13 protein-coding genes are annotated in these 24,155 nt (G+C 50.3%); 7 read left to right on the forward strand and 6 right to left on the reverse strand.

Annotated elements, in window-relative coordinates:
- Positions 1 to 3: 3 nt before the first annotated feature.
- Together ABEW34_RS15160 and ABEW34_RS15165 are read right to left on the reverse strand one after the other, a co-directional pair.
- Complete coding sequence (locus tag ABEW34_RS15160; protein ID WP_430160034.1) at positions 4 to 1,524, reverse strand: sugar ABC transporter ATP-binding protein; 1,521 nt, start codon at positions 1,522 to 1,524, stop codon at positions 4 to 6.
- A gap of 113 nt (positions 1,525 to 1,637) precedes the next feature.
- Positions 1,638 to 2,687 carry an ABC transporter substrate-binding protein gene (locus tag ABEW34_RS15165; RefSeq protein WP_430160035.1) on the reverse strand — a complete coding sequence of 350 codons (1,050 nt, stop codon included), beginning with the start codon at positions 2,685 to 2,687 and terminating at the stop codon, positions 1,638 to 1,640.
- Positions 2,688 to 2,964: 277 nt separating this feature from the next.
- Between ABEW34_RS15165 and ABEW34_RS15170 the strand changes: the two genes are divergently transcribed.
- The 4 genes from ABEW34_RS15170 to ABEW34_RS15185 all read left to right on the forward strand — a co-directional run bounded on the left by ABEW34_RS15170 (position 2,965) and on the right by ABEW34_RS15185 (position 10,881).
- Positions 2,965 to 4,794 carry a sensor histidine kinase gene (locus ABEW34_RS15170; protein ID WP_430160036.1) on the forward strand — a complete coding sequence of 610 codons (1,830 nt, stop codon included), beginning with the start codon at positions 2,965 to 2,967 and terminating at the stop codon, positions 4,792 to 4,794.
- Entirely contained in the window at positions 4,772 to 6,430 is a 1,659-nt protein-coding gene (locus ABEW34_RS15175) for a response regulator (RefSeq protein ID WP_430160037.1), read from the forward strand. The genes ABEW34_RS15170 and ABEW34_RS15175 overlap by 23 nt, the downstream gene beginning before the upstream one ends.
- Positions 6,399 to 7,538 carry a sugar ABC transporter substrate-binding protein gene (locus ABEW34_RS15180; protein ID WP_430160038.1) on the forward strand — a complete coding sequence of 380 codons (1,140 nt, stop codon included), beginning with the start codon at positions 6,399 to 6,401 and terminating at the stop codon, positions 7,536 to 7,538. The genes ABEW34_RS15175 and ABEW34_RS15180 overlap by 32 nt, the downstream gene beginning before the upstream one ends.
- Before the next feature lie 325 nt (positions 7,539 to 7,863).
- The gene (locus ABEW34_RS15185; RefSeq protein ID WP_430160039.1) at positions 7,864 to 10,881 is read left to right on the forward strand and encodes an ATP-binding protein; all 3,018 of its coding nucleotides are present in this window, start codon (positions 7,864 to 7,866) and stop codon (positions 10,879 to 10,881) included.
- A 107-nt stretch (positions 10,882 to 10,988) separates the two neighbouring features.
- Here the strand turns inward: ABEW34_RS15185 and ABEW34_RS15190 are convergent, their stop codons facing one another.
- Complete coding sequence (locus ABEW34_RS15190) at positions 10,989 to 11,855, reverse strand: alpha/beta fold hydrolase (protein ID WP_430160040.1); 867 nt, start codon at positions 11,853 to 11,855, stop codon at positions 10,989 to 10,991.
- A 150-nt stretch (positions 11,856 to 12,005) separates the two neighbouring features.
- Here ABEW34_RS15190 and ABEW34_RS15195 point away from each other — a divergent pair, with 150 nt between their 5' ends.
- Both ABEW34_RS15195 and ybaK read left to right on the forward strand, forming a co-directional pair.
- Entirely contained in the window at positions 12,006 to 12,716 is a 711-nt protein-coding gene (locus ABEW34_RS15195; RefSeq protein WP_430160041.1) for a MerR family DNA-binding transcriptional regulator, read from the forward strand.
- 3 nt (positions 12,717 to 12,719) lie between these two features.
- Positions 12,720 to 13,193 carry a Cys-tRNA(Pro) deacylase gene (gene ybaK / locus ABEW34_RS15200; RefSeq protein WP_430160042.1) on the forward strand — a complete coding sequence of 158 codons (474 nt, stop codon included), beginning with the start codon at positions 12,720 to 12,722 and terminating at the stop codon, positions 13,191 to 13,193.
- Between the two features lie 75 nt (positions 13,194 to 13,268).
- Here the strand turns inward: ybaK and ABEW34_RS15205 are convergent, their stop codons facing one another.
- From ABEW34_RS15205 to ABEW34_RS15215, 3 genes are all read right to left on the reverse strand, one after another.
- Complete coding sequence (locus ABEW34_RS15205) at positions 13,269 to 13,766, reverse strand: DinB family protein (RefSeq protein ID WP_430160043.1); 498 nt, start codon at positions 13,764 to 13,766, stop codon at positions 13,269 to 13,271.
- Positions 13,767 to 14,019: 253 nt separating this feature from the next.
- Entirely contained in the window at positions 14,020 to 20,475 is a 6,456-nt protein-coding gene (locus ABEW34_RS15210; protein WP_430160044.1) for an immunoglobulin-like domain-containing protein, read from the reverse strand.
- Positions 20,476 to 20,717: 242 nt separating this feature from the next.
- Positions 20,718 to 21,518 (reverse strand): GNAT family N-acetyltransferase, encoded by an 801-nt coding sequence (locus ABEW34_RS15215; RefSeq protein WP_430160045.1) that lies wholly within the window; start codon positions 21,516 to 21,518, stop codon positions 20,718 to 20,720.
- Between the two features lie 178 nt (positions 21,519 to 21,696).
- Here ABEW34_RS15215 and ABEW34_RS15220 point away from each other — a divergent pair, with 178 nt between their 5' ends.
- The gene (locus ABEW34_RS15220) at positions 21,697 to 24,090 is read left to right on the forward strand and encodes a transglutaminase domain-containing protein (protein ID WP_430160046.1); all 2,394 of its coding nucleotides are present in this window, start codon (positions 21,697 to 21,699) and stop codon (positions 24,088 to 24,090) included.
- The last annotated feature ends 65 nt before the right edge of the window (positions 24,091 to 24,155 follow it).

A 24,155-nucleotide genomic window follows, 5' to 3' on the forward strand; every position in this document is an offset into this window, starting at 1 on the left:
TGCTCACTCCCCTGCCATCGCCTGCATAAGCTGCTGCTGGCTCATTTCATCTTCAGCTATTTCCTTGACTACTACATGGTCTCGCAGTACTGCGATCCGGTCGCTGACCCGCAGCACCTCCTCCAGCTCCGAGGAGACGAACAGCACTGACATGCCTTGACCCGCCAGCTTCAGCACAAGCTTCTGGATTTCCGCCTTTGCGCCAACATCAATACCGCGCGTCGGCTCATCAAGGATGAGCAGCTTCGGCTGCGTCAGCAGCCAGCGTCCAAGAATGACCTTCTGCTGGTTGCCGCCGCTAAGATTTTTAATCAACTGCTCCGGGTTAGGCGGATTAATATTGAGCGCCTTGATATATTCGTCAGCAAGCTCATCCTGGCGCTTGCGGGGAATGGCGCGAAACCAGCCGCGCGTCGCCTGCAGGGCGAGAATCATATTTTCACGCACCGTCAGCTCGTCGATAATGCCTTCTGTTTTACGGTTTTCCGGGCAGAAGGCCATTCCCTGATCAATCGCCTCGCGAGGAGAAGCGAGGCCTTCCTTCACTCCATTCACCCGCAGTGCGCCATTATCAGGCCGATCTGCGCCAAAGAATAGCCGTGCAAGCTCCGTCCTCCCTGAGCCGAGCAAGCCTGCAAGACCAACAACCTCGCCCTTGCGAATAGTCAGGTCGAACGGCTCAATGGCCCCTTTGCGCCCTAGCGCCTTCGCTTCAATAACCAGTTCCTTCGAATGCTCAGCAGCAGGTGCCGCCTCTTTCTCACGCGGCAGCGCATCGAGCTGCTCCAGCTCCTTGCCAATCATTTTCGATACGAGCTCTATCCGGGGAAGCTCCTTCGCCAAATACTCCCCTACAAATTCTCCGCCACGGAGAATGGTTATTCGATCGGACACCTCATACACCTGATCCAGAAAATGCGTGACGAACAAAATGGCCAGCCCTTCCGCCTTCAGCTTGTTCATCACCTCGAACAGCTGCTTCACTTCATTGCGGTCAAGGCTCGACGTCGGCTCATCCAAAATGAGCACCTTCGCCGAAATATTCAGCGCCCGGCCAATAGCAACAAGCTGCTGAATCGCAACGGAATAAGCCGATAACGGCAGCTTTACATCCAAACGAATTTGCAAGCGGGTGAGCAGCAGCTCCTCGGCTGCCGCATTCATCTCTTTCCACAAAATACGGCCAAAACGCCGCGGCTCGCGGCCGATAAAAATATTTTCAGCAACTGTCAAATTCGGACATAGATTCACTTCCTGATAAACCGTGCTAATGCCAGCCGTCTGCGCTGACTGAGGGCTATCGATGGCCATACGCTGCCGCGCAAGCTCTACCGTGCCTTGATCAATGGAGTAAACACCCGTCAGCACCTTAATCAAGGTAGACTTTCCTGCCCCATTTTCGCCCATCAGCGCATGGATCTCGCCGGGAAAGAGGCGAAAGCTGACGCCGGATAAAGCTTTTACGCCTGGAAAGCCTTTATGGATATTGCTCATTTGCAGGATAGGTTCGCGTTCCCGCTCCATCTTCTTCTCCCCTTTGGTTTTGAATTTTGCCTATGCAATGAAAAAAAGGAAGCCGTCCGCCTGGTACGTGGACCAGCCTTACGCGGCTTCCTTCGCTGGCTTCTGCGCTGCTTCTAGTATTTCCGGTCAGGCAGGGCAGCCTTCGCTTGCTCCGAAGTAAAGACGCCTTCCTCGGTTACGATGCGCTTCTCAATCGTCTTGCCGTCCAGCACATCCTGTACAGCCTGCATCAATTGCGGTCCGAGCAGTGGATTGCATTCGACGATAAAGTTGATTTTGCCTTCGCTTGCTGCAACGAAGCCATCTTTGACGCCATCGATGGATATGATGATAATGTCCTCGCCTGGCTTAAGGCCTGCTGCTTCAATCGCTTGAATGGCGCCCAGCGCCATGTCATCATTGTGAGCATAGAGAACATCGATTTTTTTATTCGCTTTCAAGAACGATTGCATAACCTCATTGCCCTTCGCACGAGTGAAATCACCCGTTTGTGAAGCGATTACCTTCAGGTTGGCATTACCCTTGATGATTTCCTCAAAGCCCGTTTTGCGATCAATCGCTGGCGCCGAGCCTGTTGTGCCTTGCAGCTCAACAATGTTGATTTCTTCAGCTGAATCCTTATATTTATCAACGAGCCATTGCCCAGCGCGGCGGCCCTCTTCTACGAAGTCGGAGCCAATAAACGTTTCATACAGCGACGTATCCGCTGAATCAACGGCGCGGTCTGTCAATATAACGGGAATGCCCGCATCCTTCGCTTCCTTCAATACCGTATCCCAGCCAGACTCTACGACCGGGGAAAACGCAATAACGTCCACCTTTTGCTGAATGTAGGAGCGAATCGCTTTAATTTGATTTTCCTGTTTTTGCTGGGCATCGGAAAACTTCAAGTCATAACCCGCAGCAGTCGCCGATTCCTTAATGGAATTCGTATTCGCCGTGCGCCAGCCGCTTTCGGCACCAACCTGTGCGAAGCCGAGCGTCACTTTTTTGTCTGCTGGCGCTGCCGCTGGTTCACTGCTCGCCGCAGCCGGAGCACTCGTCCCACCGGCATTGCCTGCTCCTGCCGTATTCGTTCCTCCATTGCCGCTTCCACAAGCGGATGTGACGAGCAGCATCGTCGCCATCAATAGCGACATGCCTAGTTTTCCTGCTTTTTTCATCTTTGTATTACCTCCCCTGTCATTCACCAACGTTTGGCGTGCCCTCATTATAGAACGCTTTCAAAAGACCCGGATACGGAGTCCGATAGCCGTTCGATTTGATTTTTTGGGTAATTTTCCAGCAAGGGCGGCAAATGGTTTGATTTTTTGTGCGAAAGGTGGAAATTTCGTCAATCCTGCATCTGTGCGTAGCGAGGTTTCGGGCAATTTGGTATAGTGAAGGTTGGATATATTTGAAACCGCATACATTTCCAATTTGAAAGGTTCCTATAAACCTATGAAACTGATGCGCTGGATTTTTTCAAGCCTTCGGGCCAAGCTGCTGATGATGTTCATTATTTTGACCTCCGTCCCGCTGATCGCGGTTGGCCTCATCTCCTATCAAAAATCGTACGATGCGGTATCTGATCACAGCAAAGCGGCGACGATGCTTGTCGTAGGCCAGCTTGGCAATGACATAGATGCGCTGCTGGAGGATACGGGAAGGCTGCTGGAGTTGGAAAACAATCCGCAGGTGCTGCATTATTTATTTTCGCAAACGGATACGTATGAGGATGCCAAAGCCATTATTCAAACGATGAATTTGTACCGGGAAACGTATAAATACGAAAGCGTGCTCAACATTACGGTGGTCAACCTGTATGGACGGGGCTTAAGCGAGCGCAAAGGCGTGTTCCAGCTGGACAGGAATCCGCTGCGCAACCCGCATTTTCAATATTTGCTGAACCATCCAGACGAGGTGTTGAACATTCCCCCGCCGGACGCCTCGCCGCTGGACCGTCTCGACGGCTTTCATTATTCGCAGCATAACGTCATCTCCATTATGGCAACGGTCAAGCAGCAGATTACCCATGAGGTGATTGGTTTTATCGTGATCGATTTGGATGATTCAATCATCGAGCGTTACTGTGAAAATATTACCCTTGGCGAAAGCGGCTACGTGTATGTTCTTGACCAGGCAGGCAATCCCATCTTCCTCCCCTCGGCCAGGACGAGTGCAGCGAAGGCCCTGCCGCCTGCCGACCTCAGCGCACAGCTCGCTTTAGAGAAAAACAGCTATGTGGATTACAGCATCGGCAGGCCGAAGTTCGTCGCATTCACAACCTCGTCCACCACAGGCTGGAAAATAGTCGGCTCCGTGCCACTGCAGGAAATTGTTGCAGAGGCGAATGAAATTCGCCAACTGATCATTATCAGCGTGCTGCTCAGTATCGTGTTTGCGATTACGCTGCATTATTTCATTACCGCCCGCCTGACGAGGCCGATTCAGCTGCTGAAGAGCAAGATGCGGCTGGCAGCCGGCGGCTTTCTTGAGGTCAAGGTACAGCCGAGCGGCCATGACGAAATTGCCGATTTGGGCAACAGCTTCAACATTATGCTGGAGAAAATCAAACAGCTGCTCAAGCAAAGCATCGAGGAGCAGGAGCATTTGCAGAAAGCGGAGCTGCGGACGCTGCAAGCGCAAATTAATCCGCATTTTCTCTATAATACGCTTGATTCCATCGTCTGGATGGCGGAAGCCGGGCGCAGCGGGCAGGTCATTGCGCTCGTGCAGGCGCTGTCGCGCTTTTTCCGCATCAGTCTCAATCGGGGTCGGGACTGGATTGCCCTGAGGGATGAGCTGGAGCATGTGCAAAGCTATTTGATCATCCAGCAGATGCGCTATCGCGACATTTTGGAATATGAGCTGGATGTGCCGGAGGAGCTGAAGGATTTGCCGATTTTGAAAATGACGCTCCAGCCCATCGTTGAAAATGCCTTATATCACGGTATTAAAAATAAACGCGGCAAAGGTTTAATCCGCATAACAGCTTATGCCAGCCAAGATTCGGACTTGTATTTGATGATTGAGGACAATGGCATCGGCATGAAGCTGGAGCGGCTTGCCGAGCTGCGCGAGGCGCTGCGCATGCAGCATATTCCCGAGGAGACAGGCTCGGAGGTATCCGGCGGCTTCGGCCTGCATAACGTCCAGCAGCGGCTACGCCTTTATTACGGGGAAGCCTATACCGTTATCGTAGAAAGTGAAGACCAGCTCGGAACCAAGGTTACGATCCGCATTCCAATGGAGAGGATGAAGCCGAATGAAAAAGGTTATGCTCGTTGACGACGAAATTCTTGTCAGGGAAAGCATTCGGGACTGTATCAATTGGGAGCAAGAAGGCTTTATATTTTGCGGGGACGCCTCGGATGGCGAGCTGGCGCTGCCGCTCATTGAGCAGCGCCAGCCGGATATCCTCATTACGGATATCAAAATGCCGTTTATGGATGGCTTGGAGCTGAGTGCCATCGTCCGCGAGCGGATGCCGGACATCAAAATCATTATTCTCAGCGGGCATGACGAATTTGAATATGCAAGAGCCGCTCTGCGCGTCGGCGTAGAGGAATATTGCCTCAAGCCGGTTAGCGCAGCCGATATCGTGCGGACGCTGCATGACGTCAGCCGCAGCATTGACCGCGAGCGCTATGAGCGCGAGCTGCTGGAGAAGAAGCAGCTCGCCCAAGGCGGAAGCGCGGAACAAATGCGGCATAAGCTGCTCAGCGATTTATGCAGCGGCTTTATTACAACGGCCGAAGCGATCCATCAAGCAGGCTCGCTTTCGATTGGACTGACGGCCAGCTATTATGCAGCCGCCATCTCGGACATTCGCTGCCCGGAAGGCTCCGTCAGCATTGATATGGCGACCCAGCAGCAGACGGAGCTGCTGCTGTACGAAGCGGTCAGCTCCCTCCTGCCGGGCACGCTGACGTATAAGCGCAGCCAGACAGAGACGATCTGGCTGATCAAGAGCGATTCGCTGCCGCAGCTGCAAGACGTGCTGGCGCGCTTCGCCTCCAGCTGGAAGGAGCAGGCGGAGCGAAGTGCCAGCTGCACGATAGCTGTCGGCATCGGCAGCATTCAGGATCGCCTGCAAGGTATCCACTCCTCCTATCTGGAGGCGGAGGATGACAAGCATTGGCGCAGGCTCTCCGGGCAAAACCGCAAAGCGCTGCGCGATGCCGCCTCCGGCTTATCCGAGCAATCGGTGGTCGCCCAGCGCCAGCGCTTCATCGATTTTCTCAAGCTCGGCACGCCCGCCAAGACGGAGGCTTTCGTCGCCAGCTTTGCGGCAGGGCTTCAGCAGCTGGATTGGCGCGGCGCTTTTTACGGCTATTATTTGCTCAATGACTTAACGATCGAAGCGGTTCATATCGCCAAGGCCATTCAGCGCAATCCCGATATGCCGAAGGAGCAGCTGGATAAGCTGCAGCAGGCCATGAGCGAGGTACGCAGCCTGGAGGATGCCTGCTGCTATCTCCAAACGCTGCTGGCGCAGTTCTGGCAATGGCGCGCCGGGGCAGCAGATAAATACGCTGAGATGCTGAGCCAGGTGAAGGACTACATTTTGAAGCATTATGGCGATGACCATTTGTCGCTGAATGATGCGGCGGAGCATGTGCGTGTCAGCCCCAGCCATCTTAGCAAAGTGTTCAGCCAAGAGACGGGCCAGACCTTTATTGAATTTCTCACCCACACGCGCATCCGCAAAGCAATGGAGCTGCTGCAGGCATCAAATGCAAAGTCGTATGAAATCGCCCATCAGGTCGGCTATAATGACGCCCATTATTTTTCCAATTTGTTCAAGAGGGTAACAGGTATGACGACAACGCAGTTTCGCAAGCAGCAAGAGCGCGATGGCAGCGCGCTTGCTGGAGGAGGAGTGCGTCACCATGCGAGCACGGACATCATTGTTTTTCCATAAGCTGGCCCATAAGCTGCCGGTTTTGCGGCAAAGGCCCCTGCTCGCTACTTTGCTTATAGCTTTGCTCGTGCTCACCTTGCTAATGACAGGATGTACAAATGATGAAGCAGCCGGCACTGCCACTGGAAGTTCTAGCAGCAGCGATAGTCGCAAAGAGACCGCAGGCGATACCCGCATCGTCTCATCCAGCAGCCGGGATGGCGACTCTCTCTCTTCCTCTCCCTTTGCTTCAAATGCATCAAGTGCTTCAACAGCAGCACCCGACACCGCCACCTTCGGCATTATATATCCGATGGCGCATCCGTATTATGAGACGGTGACGGAATCCGCTAAAGCAGCAGCAGCTCTGCATGGCGTCCGGCTCATTGTAAAAGCGCCGGATGAAGCGAATCTGGAGCAGCAAATACGCATGATGGAGACAATGATTGCCTCACAGGTAGACGGCATAGCGCTTGATCCGATTGATGCAGAAGCGCTCGTTCCCGTCATTAACAAGGCCGTACAGGCGGGCATTACGGTCATTTGCTTCGAATCCGATTCGCCAACAAGCAAGCGCGCTGCGTTCATCGGAACGGATCATGCTGCTGCGGGCGCCCAGATGGGTCATATGCTGTCCGAGCTGCTGGGCGGGCGGGGAATGGTTATTGTCGAGACCGGAATGACGCGGATGAAAAGCTTAAGCGAGCGCCTCGAAGGCATGCTGTCCTATATTAACGAGCAGACCGACATTCAAGTACTCGAAGTGCAGTATAATGAAGGCAACGAAACCCGCGCCTTGGCGCAGCTGGAAAAAATGATCGACGACCATCCGCATTTTGATGCGCTTGTCTCGATGGATGCCCTCTCCGGCTCTGCCTCGGTGCTCGTCTGGAAAGCGCAGGGCCTAAACCGCTATTCCCTAACCTTCGGCATGATGCCGGAAATTCAGGAAGCGATTCAAAATGGGCAAATTACAGCGTCGCTATCGCAAAATGAACAACTATGGGGCACACGCATTATCGAGCGGCTGCTGCAAGCGTCCGCTGGCGAGACGCTTCCTCTGTTCGATGACACAGGTACGCTGGAAATTACGCAGGAGGACATTTCCCTTTTATACGGTATAAGGTGAAACGGCTCTCGATTTTAAAAAAACGCCCCATAGAATGAACACGGGCGAACCCTCACAGGTTCCCCATGTTCATTCTATGGGGCTTCGTATTTTCTTTACTACTTCCTATATCAGCCGAGTACGAGTACGAGAACGACGACCTCCTATGCTATAATGTAAAGGATTAACAATAAAGAACGATCAAAAGAGGTTTTATTCATATATGATAAAATTGATGAACGCCATGCAGGCTAAACATATCACACGTTTTAAATATATAACGATCATGCTTTTAATTTTTGCTGCATTAGTTAGCATGAGATGGGCATGGTCTGTCCTTTTTCCCATGGCTGACCAGCAACCGCATGCTGTTGGCGGTGTACTTGACCTTCGCGGTATCGATTTGGAAGGTTCCCCCGTGCTTAATTTGAATGGAGAATGGAAGTTTTATCCCGAAAAGTTTCTAACGGGCAGCGAGCTTTGGGAGACGGAATCCGATGCAAGCTACGTTGTTGTTCCAGGCGATTGGAGCAGTGCGCTGCCGCACCATTCTAACAACTCGTACGGATATGGAACGTATCATCTTCGCATTTTGATTGATCCGCTTCAGACTCCTGTTTCATTCTGGTTTAGAAACATTCAGGCGGCATCAAAAATTGAACTTAACGGAAAAGATACTGGGGGCATGGGAAAGCTTGCCGACTCTGCCTATGAATATACGCCAAAAAGCACCTCTTTCACCTCTACGTATGGCGTTGAAGGAGCGACAACGATCGAATTAGTCATTCGTGCAGCCAATTTTGACAGCCCTTATAAGGGCGGAATTTTAACACCGATTCGCTTTGGCAGTGCGGACACTATTGATTTTGTACGCTGGTACTCGATTGGGTTTCAAATGCTCATTTTTCTTATTCTGCTGCTTCATTGCGCATATGCTTGCATTCTCTACCTATTCAGTCCGCAAGAGAAGACCTTGTTGTTCGCGGCGCTATTAACGTTATCTGTTGGCATTATCATTCTAATTGGTCACGACAATATACTTTTATTGTGGCTACCGTTCAACTATACATGGGCGATCAAGATTAGACTAATCGCTCTGCTGTGGCAAAATGTGTTCCTGCTGCTGCTTTTCAAAAGCTTCAACGCCGCCCCACTGCGGGAGAACTGGTTCCGCACGTACAATGCGGCCATCGTTGTCCTTACCGTCATTTTTCTAATTTCGCCAGTCTCTATCCTTTATGGATTTATTCATTTCAATATATTGAATACGATAAATTTCATCTCATTCGCCTGGTTTATCTACATAGTAGGAACGATGATTTTGCAAAAAAATAAAGATAATGACATCATTTTCTTGCTGTTGTCTGCAGCAGGCATTTTGTCCAATTTATTATGGAGTATGGCTGAGAATATAAGAGATGTTACCACTGTCTACTATCCCCTCGACATTATTTTTGCCATTATTGGCTTCTCGACTTATTGGTTTAAAAAATATTTTCGAAATGCGATAGAAAACAGAAACTTGAACAAGCAGCTGCAAAAAGCGGATAAAATTAAAGACCAATTTTTGGCTAATACGTCTCATGAGCTCCGCACCCCACTGCATGGCATTATGAATATTGCTTACAACGTGGTCACCAAAGAGAAGTCCAGGCTTGAGAAAAGCAGCCTTGAGGACATGCAGCTCCTCATTACGATCAGCAGGCGGATGTCACAGCTGCTTGGCGATCTTCTCGATGTCACGCAGCTTCAGGATCAACGTATCGTTTTGCAGCGGGAGCCTCTCAGCATTCAGTCTATCGCACCTGGTGTTGTGGCCATGCTGCAATTCATGAAAGAACGCAAGCCCATTGAGCTTCATATCGATATGCCTGAAGCACTGCCCTTGGTTATGGCTGATGAGAAGCGGCTCGTTCAAATTTTATATAACCTGCTGCATAATGCGCTCAAGTATACAGAGGAAGGAAGCATTGTCATCTCGGCCGAAATGAGAGACAAGCAAGCGATTATTCATATTTCCGATACAGGACTCGGTATAGATAAAGAAACGCAAGAGAAAATTTTTCTCCCTTATGAGCAAGGTTCTTTTGGAATAAGCCATGGGCAAGGCATTGGACTGGGTTTAAGCATTTGCAAGCAGCTTGTCGAGCTGCACGGCGGAGCATTGACGGTTCGCTCTGAATTGGGCAAGGGCTCTGTATTCAGCTTTAATCTGCCTTTGGCAGATGAGGCCAAGCTTCCGCTGGCGCAGCTCCCGAAAACTTCTGGACAAGCGCCAGAAATCATGGAGGAGACGCCCGCTGGCTTCCTGCTCCCGCATCATTTCTCAGGGGAAATAGAGGCCGCCGCCACACTTGCGCCGCTGCTTAAGGAAGAGTACGCCCACATTCTTGCCGTTGACGACGATCCGATTAATCTGAATGTCCTTGCGAGCATTCTTTCGACCGAGCCGTACACCCTTACAACCGCCCGTTCCGGCAGGGAAGCGCTGCAATTGCTTGTGACACGGCAGTGGGATTTGCTGATCGCTGACGTCATGATGCCACAAATGTCCGGCTATGAATTAACGCAGAAAGTAAGAGAGCAGTTTTCCATGTCGGAGCTGCCCGTATTGCTTCTAACCGCACGCAGCCAGCGAGCCGACATTTACACTGGATTTTCAGCGGGAGCAAGCGATTACGTGACGAAGCCCGTAGATGCTCTGGAGTTAAAATATCGGATCAGAGCATTGATAGCGCTAAAGCAATCCATTAATGAGCGTCTGCGTATGGAGGCCGCCTATTTGCAAGCACAAATCCAGCCCCACTTCCTATTCAACACCCTTAATTCGTTAATGGCGTTAAGTGATATTGATACGGAAAGCATGCGCAAGCTGGGTGAGGCTTTCTCGTCCTTTTTACGGATTAGCTTTGATTATCTGAATACCGGAGAGTTAGTAGAGCTGTCTCATGAGCTCGCGCTCGTCGAAGCCTATCTATATATCGAAAAAACGCGGTTCGGGAATCGACTATCAATAAAATGGGAGGTGGAGCCGGGCATCCGTCTGCTGCTGCCCCCGCTCTCTATTCAGCCGCTGATCGAAAACGGGGTCAAGCACGGTCTCCTCAGCCGAAACACAGGCGGTACGATTCAGCTTTCCATCACTCGCCGGGAGGGCTTCACCCTTATTGAAGTAAAAGATGACGGCAAGGGAATGGAGCAGGAGAAGGTCGCTCAATTGCAAAATGCTGCTCTGAGTGAAAAAGCTGGAATTGGCATCCCTAATACGAATCGCCGATTGCAGCAGCTGTATGGCCAAGGCTTGTCGATCGTGAGCAGCGTTAATGAAGGAACAACCGTGTCGTTTGTTATTCCAGATCGGTAGATAGATAATTAAATATAGAAAAGAACCATCAAACGCTCACGTCGTGGACAGTGATTTTATCACAGACAAATGACGTGAGCCTACATAGCTGTGAATATTGCTCAAACCTATAAATGATCCATTAACCAAGGCTTGATCAAGGGCAGAACAACATTAGGCTGCATCACTTTTGTATGATCCATGTCTTTTCCTTCGAGAATAGCGACATCCCAACCCAATTGCTCTAATTGCTGTTTATTTTTTTGCAATAAACCAATCATATCAACCGTAACACTGCCAAAGTTTTCGCCATAAACAATCGTGTCCTTTTCCCCAGCGAAGGTTAGTTTAGGGCAGTCCGACTCATAATGAATGGTTGTATCATCAAAATCCATTAAATTTTTATACATTGTGAGAAATTGCTTGGTTTGCTTTGGATCGAGTTTGATTTGGATATTATTCCAATCTATTTCTTCAGGAGTCGTATTTTCTTCAAATTGCTCCTTAGAGATGCCTGGATTATTCAAGGCTTGCTCATGAGTCTTTTCGGTTACGATCATCATTTCTTTATAGGGTCCTTTGTATGGCGGAAATCCCCCCATAATCAAGCTTTCCAATCTGTTCGTTCGAATAGCCAGTTGCAATCCAACTAAAGCGAGCCATGAGTAGCCATAATAACTAAAGGTAGCTACCTTCATTTCATCGGCTATGAGCAAGAAATCCTTTGTTATATTTTCAGGCGTGAGATGATCCGGTTGAGGATTTTCAAAAAGGTGGCCTTCAAAATTAAAATACAAAACCTGGAACTCATCGGAAAGTCCGTCGATAAAATTTTTCCCTAGTTCAGGATCTACTCCCCACATTTTTAAGCTTTCGGCTTCTTGACCATAAACCGATTTTTTTGCTATTGGCAGCATAATGACTTTGCCAGAAGGATTCCCGGTCAGACCAACCTCCACTTTTGAACCGTCATTTAAGGTTACGTTTTTTTTCATGATTATCACTCCTAATCCGTTTATACTATTACCATACAACATTCATGCAATATTCCGGTTCAGCATGAGGAAGCAGCGATAGGATTACGGATCTGACATTAATATATTATTGTAGCACTTGAAGGTTTTACTTTAATGAGGAGCAGGAGCATGCAAAATACATTTACCCCTGTACAAATTGCCGATGAATTGAACGTAAGTACGACTACTTTAAGAAGATATGAAGAGCAGGGCCTGCTTCCTGATGTACCGCGAACAATAGGCAACCATAGATACTATATGCCCATACATTTTCAAGCTTTTATAACGATTCGCTCTTTATTGCAAGGCTATGATATACCCGTGGTTTATGAGGTCATGCGAAAAATAAAAACCGGAGATCGGATTCAGGCACTCTGGTTGGTGAATAACCAGTTGTACATCAATCAAGTAGAAAAACAAAGAGTTGAGGAGATTCTTGCTCTCATTAAAAATGCTGATTTTAGCAAGTATCGAAATGTTAAAATGACGAACACGATGACAATTGGCAAAGTTGCCGAAATAGCCGGGGTGAATACTTCCGCAATTAGGCATTGGGAAAAAGAGGGACTGATTCAATCCGAAAGAGATAAAGAAAATGGCTATCGCATTTTCACCGTACCTGAATTAAGAAAAATACTCGTCATTAGCAGCTTAAGAAAAACCGTTTATTATATCGAAAATATGAAGGAGCTCTTAAAAGCCTTTGAGCTGCAGAGCTATTCAAAAGTCGATCAAGCGTTTCAGCTTGCCCTCCAAAGTTTAAACGAAAAGCTTATCCTTCAGTTTAAAGGCGCAGCCCAGCTCATGAAATACATCGATTTCTACATACAAGGAGAATAAAACATGCAAGTAACCAAAACCAATGCCATGCGAAAGCTGGACGCCGACCATATTTCTTATGAGGTGCACACCTATGATAACGAGGATGGGAAAATCCACGGCAGTGCTGTAGCTGAGAAAATTGGAAAAGCGCCGGATTGTGTGTTCAAAACGCTGGTCACGCATAGCGGAAACAGCCTTTACATTTTTGTCATTCCCGTTGGGGCTGAGCTGGATATGAAGAAAGCGGCCAAAGCGGCCGGGGAGAAGAAGCTTGAAATGCTTCCAGTGAAGGATTTGCAAAAGTGGACGGGCTACATACGCGGCGGCTGTTCTCCAATTGGCATGAAAAAGCGGTATCCTACCTTTATCGACAGCAGCGCTGAGCTGCAGGAGACGATCGTCGTCAGCGCCGGGAAAATTGGCCTTCAGCTGGAGCTTGCCTCTGAACAGCTCGCCGCTACTGTCGCTGCATTATTTACTGAGGTCACAAAATAACGGGCTAGGGGCTGCTAATATTAATAGCGTTTGCCCCTATGCCCCTAAGCAACTGTAAAAGGGTGTCTCTGTCCGCTACGCCGGAAATCCCCCTCCTGGGGGCGGCCAAGCACCATAGAAGCGGCGCAGCAGCACAATTTCGCCCAGATGGTACGAATTGTGGGATGCAATATTGCGCAGCAGCCCCGCCTTGGTCTCGCCGGGAAAATACAGAAGCGGCTCATCCAGCTGCGCGGTTTCGGCAATAGCTACCGCTTGGTCGACTCCATCCAGAAAGGCCTGAATATCCGCCTGCCATGTCAGCTCATCCTGCGGGCCAGTCTCTTCAGGCCAGCTCTCCATGACACTTGCGGGAAGCTGCGGCTTCCGTCCTTCCAAATGCTCCAGCATGAAATGCTGCCAGTAATGCATATGTTTCAACAGCTGATAGATGCTGTAAGGCATATCTTGGTGCACTCGTCCCGCCAACTCGGCAGCGATGTCAGGCAAAGCACGGGCGATGCGAATATGACCGCGTTCCCCCACCAGCGATTTGACAAGGGCTTGTCCAAATAAATAATTTGAATTAGGCATTCGTCGCCATCCTCTCTTGTAGACCTTTATGCTGCGAGCATAAAGGATCTGTTTTAAATTGTACCTCTTTGTGAAAAGCGATGTCTAGCAGCGGAAGTTTCGCCATAGTAGTAATATACTGAACTCTACAATTATTCGAGGAATTTTCAGCGGTACGCGTTTCTGAAAATAAAACGGCGGAGGCTCCCGGGCAAACATTCGGGAGCTTCCGCCGTATTTTTATTTCGCTGGTTTTTCAGCTAGCATCCATTGCTCATTCTACGAATGCCGCCAAAATCGTCGTGACTTCCGCTCGAGTAATGCTGCCGTCCGGTTTGAGCGTGCCATCATCGTAGCCAGTCAGTACATTTGCTGCGGACAAAGCAGCTATCGCCTCCTTCGCCCATTCTGAAATCGCAGCATCATCAGTGAATAAAGGTTCATCGCTAGTACCACTGAGCGCTAGCTTTTCCTTCACGATGCGGTATACGAGCACAAAAGCTTCCTCCCGCGTAATGGAATCGTTAGGCCTGAATGTGCCTGCGGCATCGCCGCTAACGACTCCCGCTTCGCGCAAGGCATGAACCGCTCCGCTGTACCAAGCATCTGCTCCTACATCGCTGAAGGATGCAGATGATCCAGCAGCAGCAGTGTCTAGACCAAGCATGCGATAGATGACCGTCACAAATTCAGCGCGGCTCATCGCGGCATTCGGCTTGAAGCTGCCGTCCGGATAACCCTTCATCAGTCCTTTTTCCGTCAGCTTTGCAATCGAAGCGCTCGCCCAATGGTTCGCTGTATCGCTAAAAGCGCCAGATGGTGGTGTGCTAGGTGCCGTACTCGGCTTTGGACTCGGTATCGTTGGCGTCGTACCCGGTGCCGTCGACGGAATCGATATGACCGGCGTCGGTGTTGGACCAGTCGTCGAGCCCGGTATGGTTGGTGTTGGACTTGGGCTTGGTATGGTTGGTGTCGGTTGTGCTGGTGTTGGACTAGGCGTCGGTGTTGGTGTCGGTGTCGGTGTTTCACCACCGTTATCTTCGCCTGCGGTTACCGTCACTGCCGATACGGCGATAAATCCGCCATCTACGGTTGCCACGCTAATATAGGCGGTACCTTCTCCAACCCCACGCACATAACCTGCTGCATCCACCATTGCTACAGCTGGATTACTGCTCGACCAGACGACAGATCTATTCGTCGCAGCCAGAGGCGCGACATTTGCCGCCAATTGCGCTCCTTCCTCTGTTTTCAGTGCAAGCGCTGAAGGCGCAAGCTGTACACCGGTTACTTTCGTTCCAGACTCGGATTGCCCAGCCTTCGGTACGCTTACAAGCAGGCGGTCATATTCCGCTTGCGTCACTGGAATGACCGTGCCATGGCGCGGCCGCGACGGAAGCTCATAATTCGTCGATATTTTCCATTCGCCTGAACCGAGATCCGTTGTCTCAAACGGCACATAGCCTCTGCCGCCAAATTCATCGATGAACATATACCATTTTTCCTCTGTATTGGACTTGAATATGGTCGGGCCTTCCCCCTGGCCAATTTGTCCACGCCCAATACCCTCCTTGATCAGCTTAAAGCTGCTATCAAAGACACTGCTGCCTGACTCCTGAAAAATAAACTTTCCATTCGGCGTCGCACTGCTAGTGCTGCGCTCATCCTTTGTAAAACGATATACTTTGCCATCATGTCCAATCATCGTCGTATCAATAATCGAATAACCATCGTTCATATACTCGACCGGCTCCGAGAACGTATAGAAGTCGCGCGTTTTAGCGACCATCATGCGCTGATGCGTGCCTACGCTGTGACTCTCGTCCTCATACATTTTCGATGCCCAAAATACAGCGTATTCTCCTGTCTTCTCGTCATAAAATGCCTCAGGAGCCCAAGTATTCCCGGCTTCCGGCGGAGATACCTCTACCATTCGCTGGTTCGACCAATTCACAAGATCGGTCGATTCCCATACCATAATTGAGCGGCTTCCGCTCGACTGGGCGGCACCCCAATCGCCATTGCCGTATATTTTCAAATCGGTTGCGATTAGATAAAATTTGTCGCCCTCTGGGGAACGGATAATAAACGGATCCCGCAAACCTTTTTCACCTAAATTTGATGTAATTGCTGGCAGTCCGCCATTCAGCTCCTGCCAATGCAGCGCATCATTACCTTTGCTAAGTGCAAAATATATTTGCTCGCCGCTCGCAGAACCTTCCCCCGTAAAATAGGTGAACGCATAGCCCTTATAGTCGGCTGGTGCAGGCAGCGGCTTCACCGTCGCTATGAACGCCTTCGAAATCGAGGTTGCACCATTCGTAATGATGGCGGTCAGCTTAACGGTAGCGTCCTGAGCGCCATGTGCGGGACGTGTAACCTCCCCTGTTGCCGTGATGACATCAGGCTTCTCGCTGGTCCAAGCAATCGCTGATCCGCTTGCCCCCTTCACCGGCAGCGTCAAATGACTGCGAACATCGGCCACGTTATGGACGATTAGGCTTTGCGCATCCAACAGCGCCTTCTCCATGAGGCTCGCATCCTTCTCCACGATGACCGTGAAGCTGCGAGTCACCGATTTGGCTCCATCTGTAATCGTAGCCGTCAGCATGACGCTCTGGTTGCCTGCTTCGCTCGCAGGACGCGTGACAGCACCCGTATTCGATATGACGCTCGGCGTGCCAGACACCCAAGTGATCGTCGTACCATGTCCGCCGCTTGCCGGAAGCTTCAAATTCGTGCGAATGCTGTCCTTGCTCGCATTTCCGTTCAGAAAAGCGCTGAAATCCAGCTGGTTCGCCGCATATTCCAGCGTGAGCCCATCAAGCGCGGTAATCTTCGCTGCTGCCTCCTGCTGAAGCAGCCCGACCTCTGCTCCACTCAAAGCGCTGTTGAACATTTTAAAATCAGCAATCATCCCTCCAAAATAAGGATCGTTTGCATAAAAAGATTTGCCGATATAACCGCTAATGCCGCCTGCATTTTGAATCTGTGCCATTGTTTTGCCGCCTGTTGGCGTTGCTCCTACCATTACGCCGTCAATATAAAGCGTTAGCGTCTGCTCCTTTTCAGATAAAACCGCTGTTACCAGCTTCCACTGATTGGTCGTCAGACCAGCTGTGTGCTGCGCCGCTACCTCGTTGTTCCATGAATTTGTCGCCATGCCCGCACGTGCATTCGCCGCCGATGTATTATAGCGCGGTGTAAAATACATATATTTGGTGCTGTTCTGCCCTATTGCGAAAGCCCATTCGGCCCCAGCCTTGCCGCTCCAGTTCATCAGCATGGATACCGTCGTATCGGTCAGGCCATCGGTCAACCCTTTTGGCAGCTCAATATAGGAGCTGGTCGTGCCGCCTGGGAAGCTGATAACGCCCGTCTGCCCAGCATGAATCCGCTCTGCATTTTGCGAATTGACCCAAGTGCCGTTGAAGCTTCCAGCCAAATCCTTCACCGTCGTGCCATCCACTTGCCCCATATCATAATGGACGATCGCCTTCGGCGTTTCCGGCTGCTCGCCGCCTCCCGGCGTTTCCGGCATGTCCGCTGCAAGCGCAGCAACCTGCTCCTTCGTCAGCGCCCGATTGTAAATGCGGAAATCGTCAAGCTTGCCGTCAAACAAGCCGTGGCTCGCATTTCGGGATTTGCCTATATCGTTCATCGTAGTCTGCAGCAGCATGCGCGGCTCTACGTTAAAGGTGCTGCTGCGCGACACTTCTTTTCCGTCCACATACATGACCGCCTCAAATCCGTCGATGGATACGGCTACATGATGCCAAGCATTTGCCGCTGGCGTCGCTGCGCGAAGCGCATATTTATAGCTCGCGCCAAGCAGCGTCGAATCGCTTGCGAATTTCTCCGTAAATGGCGTCACGATAGCAAATTCAAGGCCGCCAGTATCACCTGTCGTGCTCAAATACATCGTATTGCGGTTAGCCGCTCTGCCCGTATCCGAAGCAAAGTCGAAAATCCGCTGGTTCAGCTTGTTCTGATCCGCCTTCACCCAAGTGGCGATCGTCGTCTTCTCCAAATTTAAATCACGCACCAGATTTTCCGGCAGCTTTACATAGCCGGTTGTGCCATCCAGCTCTATCGAGCTGCCAGAGCTGCCTATTTTATCCGACTCGTTAATGGTAGCTCCGCCAACGAGCGTCGCATTGTGCCCCTGCCCGGACATATCCTGCACAAGCGTGCCAGTTATGCTGCTGCTGTCGAATGTATAATGCACCACTGGCTGCTCCTTCTCCGCTGGACCGGACAAGCCGTATTTCGCTTGCAGCGCATCATATTCCGCCCGCGTCACCGGAATGACCGTGCCGTGGCGCGGCCCTGGCGGCAGGGCATATTGATCAGCAGCGAGCAGGTTATCCCTGAACTGTGCCCCGTCCTCCAGATTGCTGGAGACGCGTACATGATACGGCCAGGAATCGAGGAACATATACCATTTATCCTCCCGAATATCCTTGAATACGGTTGGCCCTTCGTTGTTGCCGCCATGCCCGATTCGTCCCTGGTTGCCATTTTTCGTTCCGGCAATCGCCGCGAACTGATAGCCATTGGCTGCAATGCCATCCACATCGTCAAAGACGTTTGCTGCCTTCTCGTAATACACCTTGTAGCCGATTTCCGATTTCGTAAAACGATACAGGTCATTGCCCTTCTGCAGCATCGTCGTATCAATTGTCGGGAACGCTTCATCCATATACACCTTTGGCTCGGAGAAGGTATAGAAATCCCGCGTCGTCGCGTAATACATGACATTGTATTGCCCTGATGGGCGGCCGCTGGCATATTTGCCATACGTATCAGCAGCCTTCATTGAAGAAGCCCAGAATACAACATATTGTCCGGTCTTCTCATCATAGATCGCCTCCGGCGCCCATGTGTTGCCGCCGTTTTTCGGCGCGACCTCGACCATGCGCTGCTCGCTCCAGTTGACGAGATCGTCGGATTCCCAAATCATAATCGAATGGCTGCCCGTTATTTGTGCCTGGTCAAAATTCGTGCTTTCCCCCATGCGCAAATCCGTCGCCAACAAATAAAACTTATCCCCCTCATGCGAGCGCATAATGAAAGGATCGCGCAGCCCCTTCTCGCCAAGCGTCGATTGAATAATCGACTGGCCATTATTCAGCGCCCGCCACTTGAGCGGGTCTTCGGCTGTCGCAAAGGAAATTTCTTCTCCTCCCTCATATTCCCCGGTAAAATAAGCAAAGAAATACGCGTCATAATCAAGGCTCGGCGGAGCCTGCTTCACGGTCAGCTGGAACAGCCGCTCCGCGCTTGCACTGCCTTTTTTCACCGTGGCCTTCAGTGTAACAGCAGCATCCATGTCCACAGGACGAAGCACTCTGCCCAGCTGCGCCGCATCGCCCGCTGCCTGCGCCAAGCCTTTCACTACCGCCGGGTCACTCGATTCCCACTCGATGCTGGAGCCGTTCCCTCCAAGCTGAGGCAGCGTCAAATTGCCCTTAACCTGATCTGGATTACGGATGATTAGCGCCGCCGCATCCGCCTCGGTGATAGCGCTTTCAGAAAGTTCCTTCAATACTTTAAAGCTCAGCACTCGCTGCATGGAAAGCCCCTGATACGTCAGGCTCGCCGTTAGCTGCACCGGCTTATCCGCTTCTGACACCGCTGGCCGCGTCACCTTTCCATCTGCAGCGATGACGGACGCATCGCTGGAGCTCCATGCAATCGCTACGCCATTTCGCCCCGCTGCTGGCAGCGTCAGATTTTTCGTAACCGCATCAGCGCTCACATCGCCTGAGGCAAGCATCGCCGCTGGAACTAGTGCATCCGCCGCTGCTGTCAGTACAAGCTGCTTGAGATTCGCAATTGTGCTGGCAGTCTGCGTATACAGCTCAGACGCCTGCTGCTCGTTCAGCGCATAATTGTAGACGCGGAAGTCGCCTACCAAGCCGCGATAGAATGCATCTCCCGCAAAAATAGACTTGCCAATATAACCGGAATAATTCGTCCCTGTCGCTATAATATCGGCAAGCTTAATGCCTCTCGCCGAGCCGGAGGCGGCCTTCACGCCGTCCACATACAGCGTTATCGTATCCGCTGCACCGGAGAATACGACCGTAACCTGCTTCCAGGCTCCGGCTGCAAGCGAGGTAGTGCCTTTCCAAATCGCTTCATTGCGCCAGCCGCTTTTCGATATGCCCGCAGCAGCGTAATTGCCTGTGCTGCCATGACGCGGCGTAGCAAACAAATATTTGTTGCCGTTCTCGGGGTCGCTCGTCGTTGCCCCAAATCCGAATATCCAGCGGTTCGTGCCGTCATCCTCCCAGTTGACGAGCGAGGAAATCGTGACATCGGTTAAGCCGCTCAGCAGATCCTCACCGCCTGCGCCTTTCGGTATTTCAATATAGCCGCTGTTCGCTGATGCGGCGCCTCCGTTAAAGCCAGCAAAGCCGGCAGAGCCGGCAGAGCCATCCGCTACAAGCTGACCGTTCGACGGATTGCGGAAAATGCCGTCATACGCGCCTGTTCCGCCAGCTACATTTTTCACAATCGTCTGCCCTGCATCGGTCGCCGTCGTCTTCATATCATAGTGTAAAATCAGGCCGGGCTGGTACACCGCCTCCGCTGCCGACACTCCTTCATCCGAAAAGACAGGCTCCTCCTCAGTTGCCCAAACCGCTCGTGGCGCTAGCCCCGTCAGCGTGCTGAGCAGCATGGCTGCAACCAGCAGCACCGCTGCTATTTTTCTTCGTTTCATGTTCCCCCTCCTAAATGTATGCGTTTTCATTGGTTCGTAATAATTAAATAGCATAGCGCCCCGCTACACAATGGGATTATTTATGCCAGTCGTTTAATTTTTTGTTCAATTCCGGCCGGCCGCTTTCAAAAATAGAATAAGCAGGCTGAAAAGTACGTTTTTCACCTTTTATTAAGGAGATTCATCAGGGATTTATTGATGGAGAGGCTAAAAATGCTGACCGTCTGGCCAGCATCAATGGTCTATATAGAAAAAGAGCTGCAACGGTATTGATGAACCTGCTCTAATCCTATCCGCAGCGCCACTTTTTGAGAGCCTTCATTATCTGATGAGCAGTCCCAATAGGGCATAAAGCCATTTTCCGCAATTTCATTGACGACCAGACTCGACAAATGCGTACCAACGCCCTTCTTCTGATGCTGGGGAAGGGTTTCAATACCTATCGCATGCGTATCCTTGGTTACAAAACTTGAGTAACACACGCCAATGATTTCCGACCCATCTATCGCGGCAAAGCCATACCCTTTTTCTTTAAAATGATCTATCGATGACCAAAATAGCTCAAGCGTATCTTTCACAAATGCAAGATTCGAATAGGGTAAATCTTGCCAATTGTCTGTTTTGAGATTAATGGTCTTCATCCCGCTTGCGCTGGGTGCTGACGGTTTTTGTAACAGCTTGAATACGAGCTGCACAAACGGATGCAGGCTTCTGGAGGCAAAAACTACATCCAGCATCCATTTATCATGCTGACCTGAACATTCAAAATGATCTAGTCCAGCCTCACGCATCCTAGGCGCAACATGAGTATTAATATAATCGTCCAGTTCAGCAATAAATGCCGGATTCATATCGTCGCCGATTAAATAGAACCCTTGAATTCCCTTACTCCATACTAAAGCCGTCCTCGGCTGATCCATTTTGTCCACAAAAATCCAGCCCGGGTTATTTCCTTCAATGACGGAAACCATTTCGGGCTGCAGAAAATGACCTTCAAGCAGCGGCTTTACTTTATAAAAATCCACTTGGGCTAATTCGTACATTTGCAGCACTCCTCAACATTAGAAATAGTAGAATGAATCCTTTTCTACAGCTATTTTCCTGAAAACACCATTATACCACTGATCCATTGAGCAACAGCATTTTGGAAAAAATGGATTGAACAATTATATTTAACGAGGTAAACTTTTCATATGAATATCAATTTGAGGAGCTAAATAAATGAAAAAAATGCTGCTCAGCCTGCTGGTCATGTGCCTGCTGCTGACGGGCTGTATGTCAGATGCAACCAATGGCTTCAATTTCAGCATTAAGCTGCTTAAATATGCTTGGCAGACGCCAGAGAAGCTATCCGTGCAGCAGCTAAAGCAAAAATACGGCGAAACCAGCCAGAAATCGATCATGCCGCTCTACAATGTAGCAAAAGATAGGAAGTTCGAGTTTAATTTCCAATCCGATTTGTCGCAACTCGACATTTTAAAAAGGGATGACACGATCACCGTTCATACCGATCGGCAGGCGCTGCCCTCCAGCCAAATGGCTTCATTCAACCGGGTCACCCCTGTAGAGGGCAACAAAAGCATGATTACGGTCGAGCCGCTGGATTCAGGTGTGCTGCCGCTTCCTTCCGCTTCCTCTTATGATCCATTAGGCTGGGGCAATGCGCCGATTTATTATCTCCGCATTAATTATGACATGGCTTCTACTACACCCCAAAAGCTGGTGGAGCCGCTCATTATCCCATTCACGGTACAGTCCAAGCTGCCCGTTCCGAATCTCAGCTACGAAATTAGCGAGGATGGCAGGCTAAAGCTCGTCTGGGATAAAATAACCGGGGTCAGCGAATACAAGGTGTACCAGACCTTCCCAGAGGCTCGGAAAACGGATGGCATAACAAGCGCTCCCGGCAAAAAATCCGCTTTTTATTTGGAGTCTCCTGTTCTGATTGATCGGGTCAAAGCAACTGAGCTAGACGTTTTTGGCGATGCCACTTCCGACCAAATAGTGCTGGATAGCGGCGAGAGCTTTACACTCGCGCAAAATACCGGTGTACAGGGCAACTTCTATGTTACCGCCGTTGCAAACGGCAAGGAATCCAACTTCAGCGTTCCCGTCGTGACGGCCGATGTGTCGAGCCAGCTTCCAACGAAGGTTGTGGACGAATATGAAGGAGAGTTGTTTGGCAACACCTACGAGTACGTAGATGATCTGCCATACAGCGTCGAGGTAAAGCATACGGATGGCTCGATCAGCTTTAAGGACATCGTCTATGAAACGGATCAGCTTGCACTTGAGCCGTCCAGCCCCCTGCGCATTCCTTATTCCATTAAAGGCACAGCGCTGACAGGCGTCGTCTGGGTTGAAGACGTCATAGAGGAGGATATTGATTATGTAGCCTCCTGGTATGAGGACGAGGATGAAGAAGCCGATAATACAGCGAATACCGGCTACGTACAGCCGGAAAACACGACCTATTTTATACCCGATGCCAATGTGCCGACGATTATTACCCGCTATACCAAAGCAGCTTCGACTACCGACAACCTGATTGATCGGCAAATCGAAAATACGCGACTGGTCGTCGCCAAGGGCGATAAAGCAAAAGTTCCAACCGACAAGCTGCTGGAGAAGCTGACTATTTCTGCCGACTCGGCACTAGAGGAATATTTGGCCCGCAACTTGATGACCGGAGAGGAAGACATTTCGCTCATGTCCTTTCCCGAAGCGCAAAATACCGAGGTTCTCATTGATGTCGTCGAGAAGGTTATGTACCAAAACCCATATATTATCGGGCTTGCAAGCTACGGCTACGATTACCGCACACTTTCGCTTTATGTGTCCTACGAGAATCCGGTCAAGGAGATGCGCGCGAAGCAGCGGGAAATTATGCAGGAGGCCGAGCGCATTATTGCAGCCACGATTACGCCTGAAATGAGCGACGAGGAAAAGCGGCTGGCGATTTATGACTATTTGAACGATACGACGGTGTACGATGATGATGCGCTGGATAATGCGTATAAATACGATTTTCGCAAGGTGGACCCGGAGTTTTATGATGCTTACAGCACCTACGGCATTATGGTCAATAAACTCGGCGTCTGCATGAGCTATGCCTACACCTACAAGCTGTTGAACGAGCTCGCTGGCGTGGAGACGATTGTCGTAACCGGCTATTTGGATGGCGTTCCCCATGCGTGGAACAAGGTCAAAATTGGCGAAGAATGGCTGAACGTCGATCCGACCAACAATGCGACCAATTCAGATGTTCCTTATATGCTCTATAACGCGAGCGATGCGACAGCCATTAACGAGGAATATGTAGAGGATGTTTCTTATTGGCTGGACGATGAGCTCGACCAATATACCGGCGACAGCAACAAGTACGACTACTATGTGAAAAATGGTCTCGAAGTGACTTCCAATAAGCAGTTTCGTATCGAATTGAAGAAGCTCTTGCAAAGCGGGCAGGAGCAAATTATTTTGCGCCTCTCCCCTGAGGTTGATTATTCGGAAATGCTGGATGACACATGGGATATGGTATGGGAAGAGGTACCTGATCAATATGACGATGCTGAATTGTTTTATATGGGCAGCTACGTGCTGCTGGAATTATAAGAGTTGATGAAGCACAAGTACGGTATTGAAAAATAGTGCAGCAGCAAAGGGGCTGTCCAATAAGT

This window comes from Paenibacillus algorifonticola (assembly GCF_050481745.1).
GTDB classification, from domain to species: domain Bacteria; phylum Bacillota; class Bacilli; order Paenibacillales; family Paenibacillaceae; genus Pristimantibacillus; species Pristimantibacillus algorifonticola_A.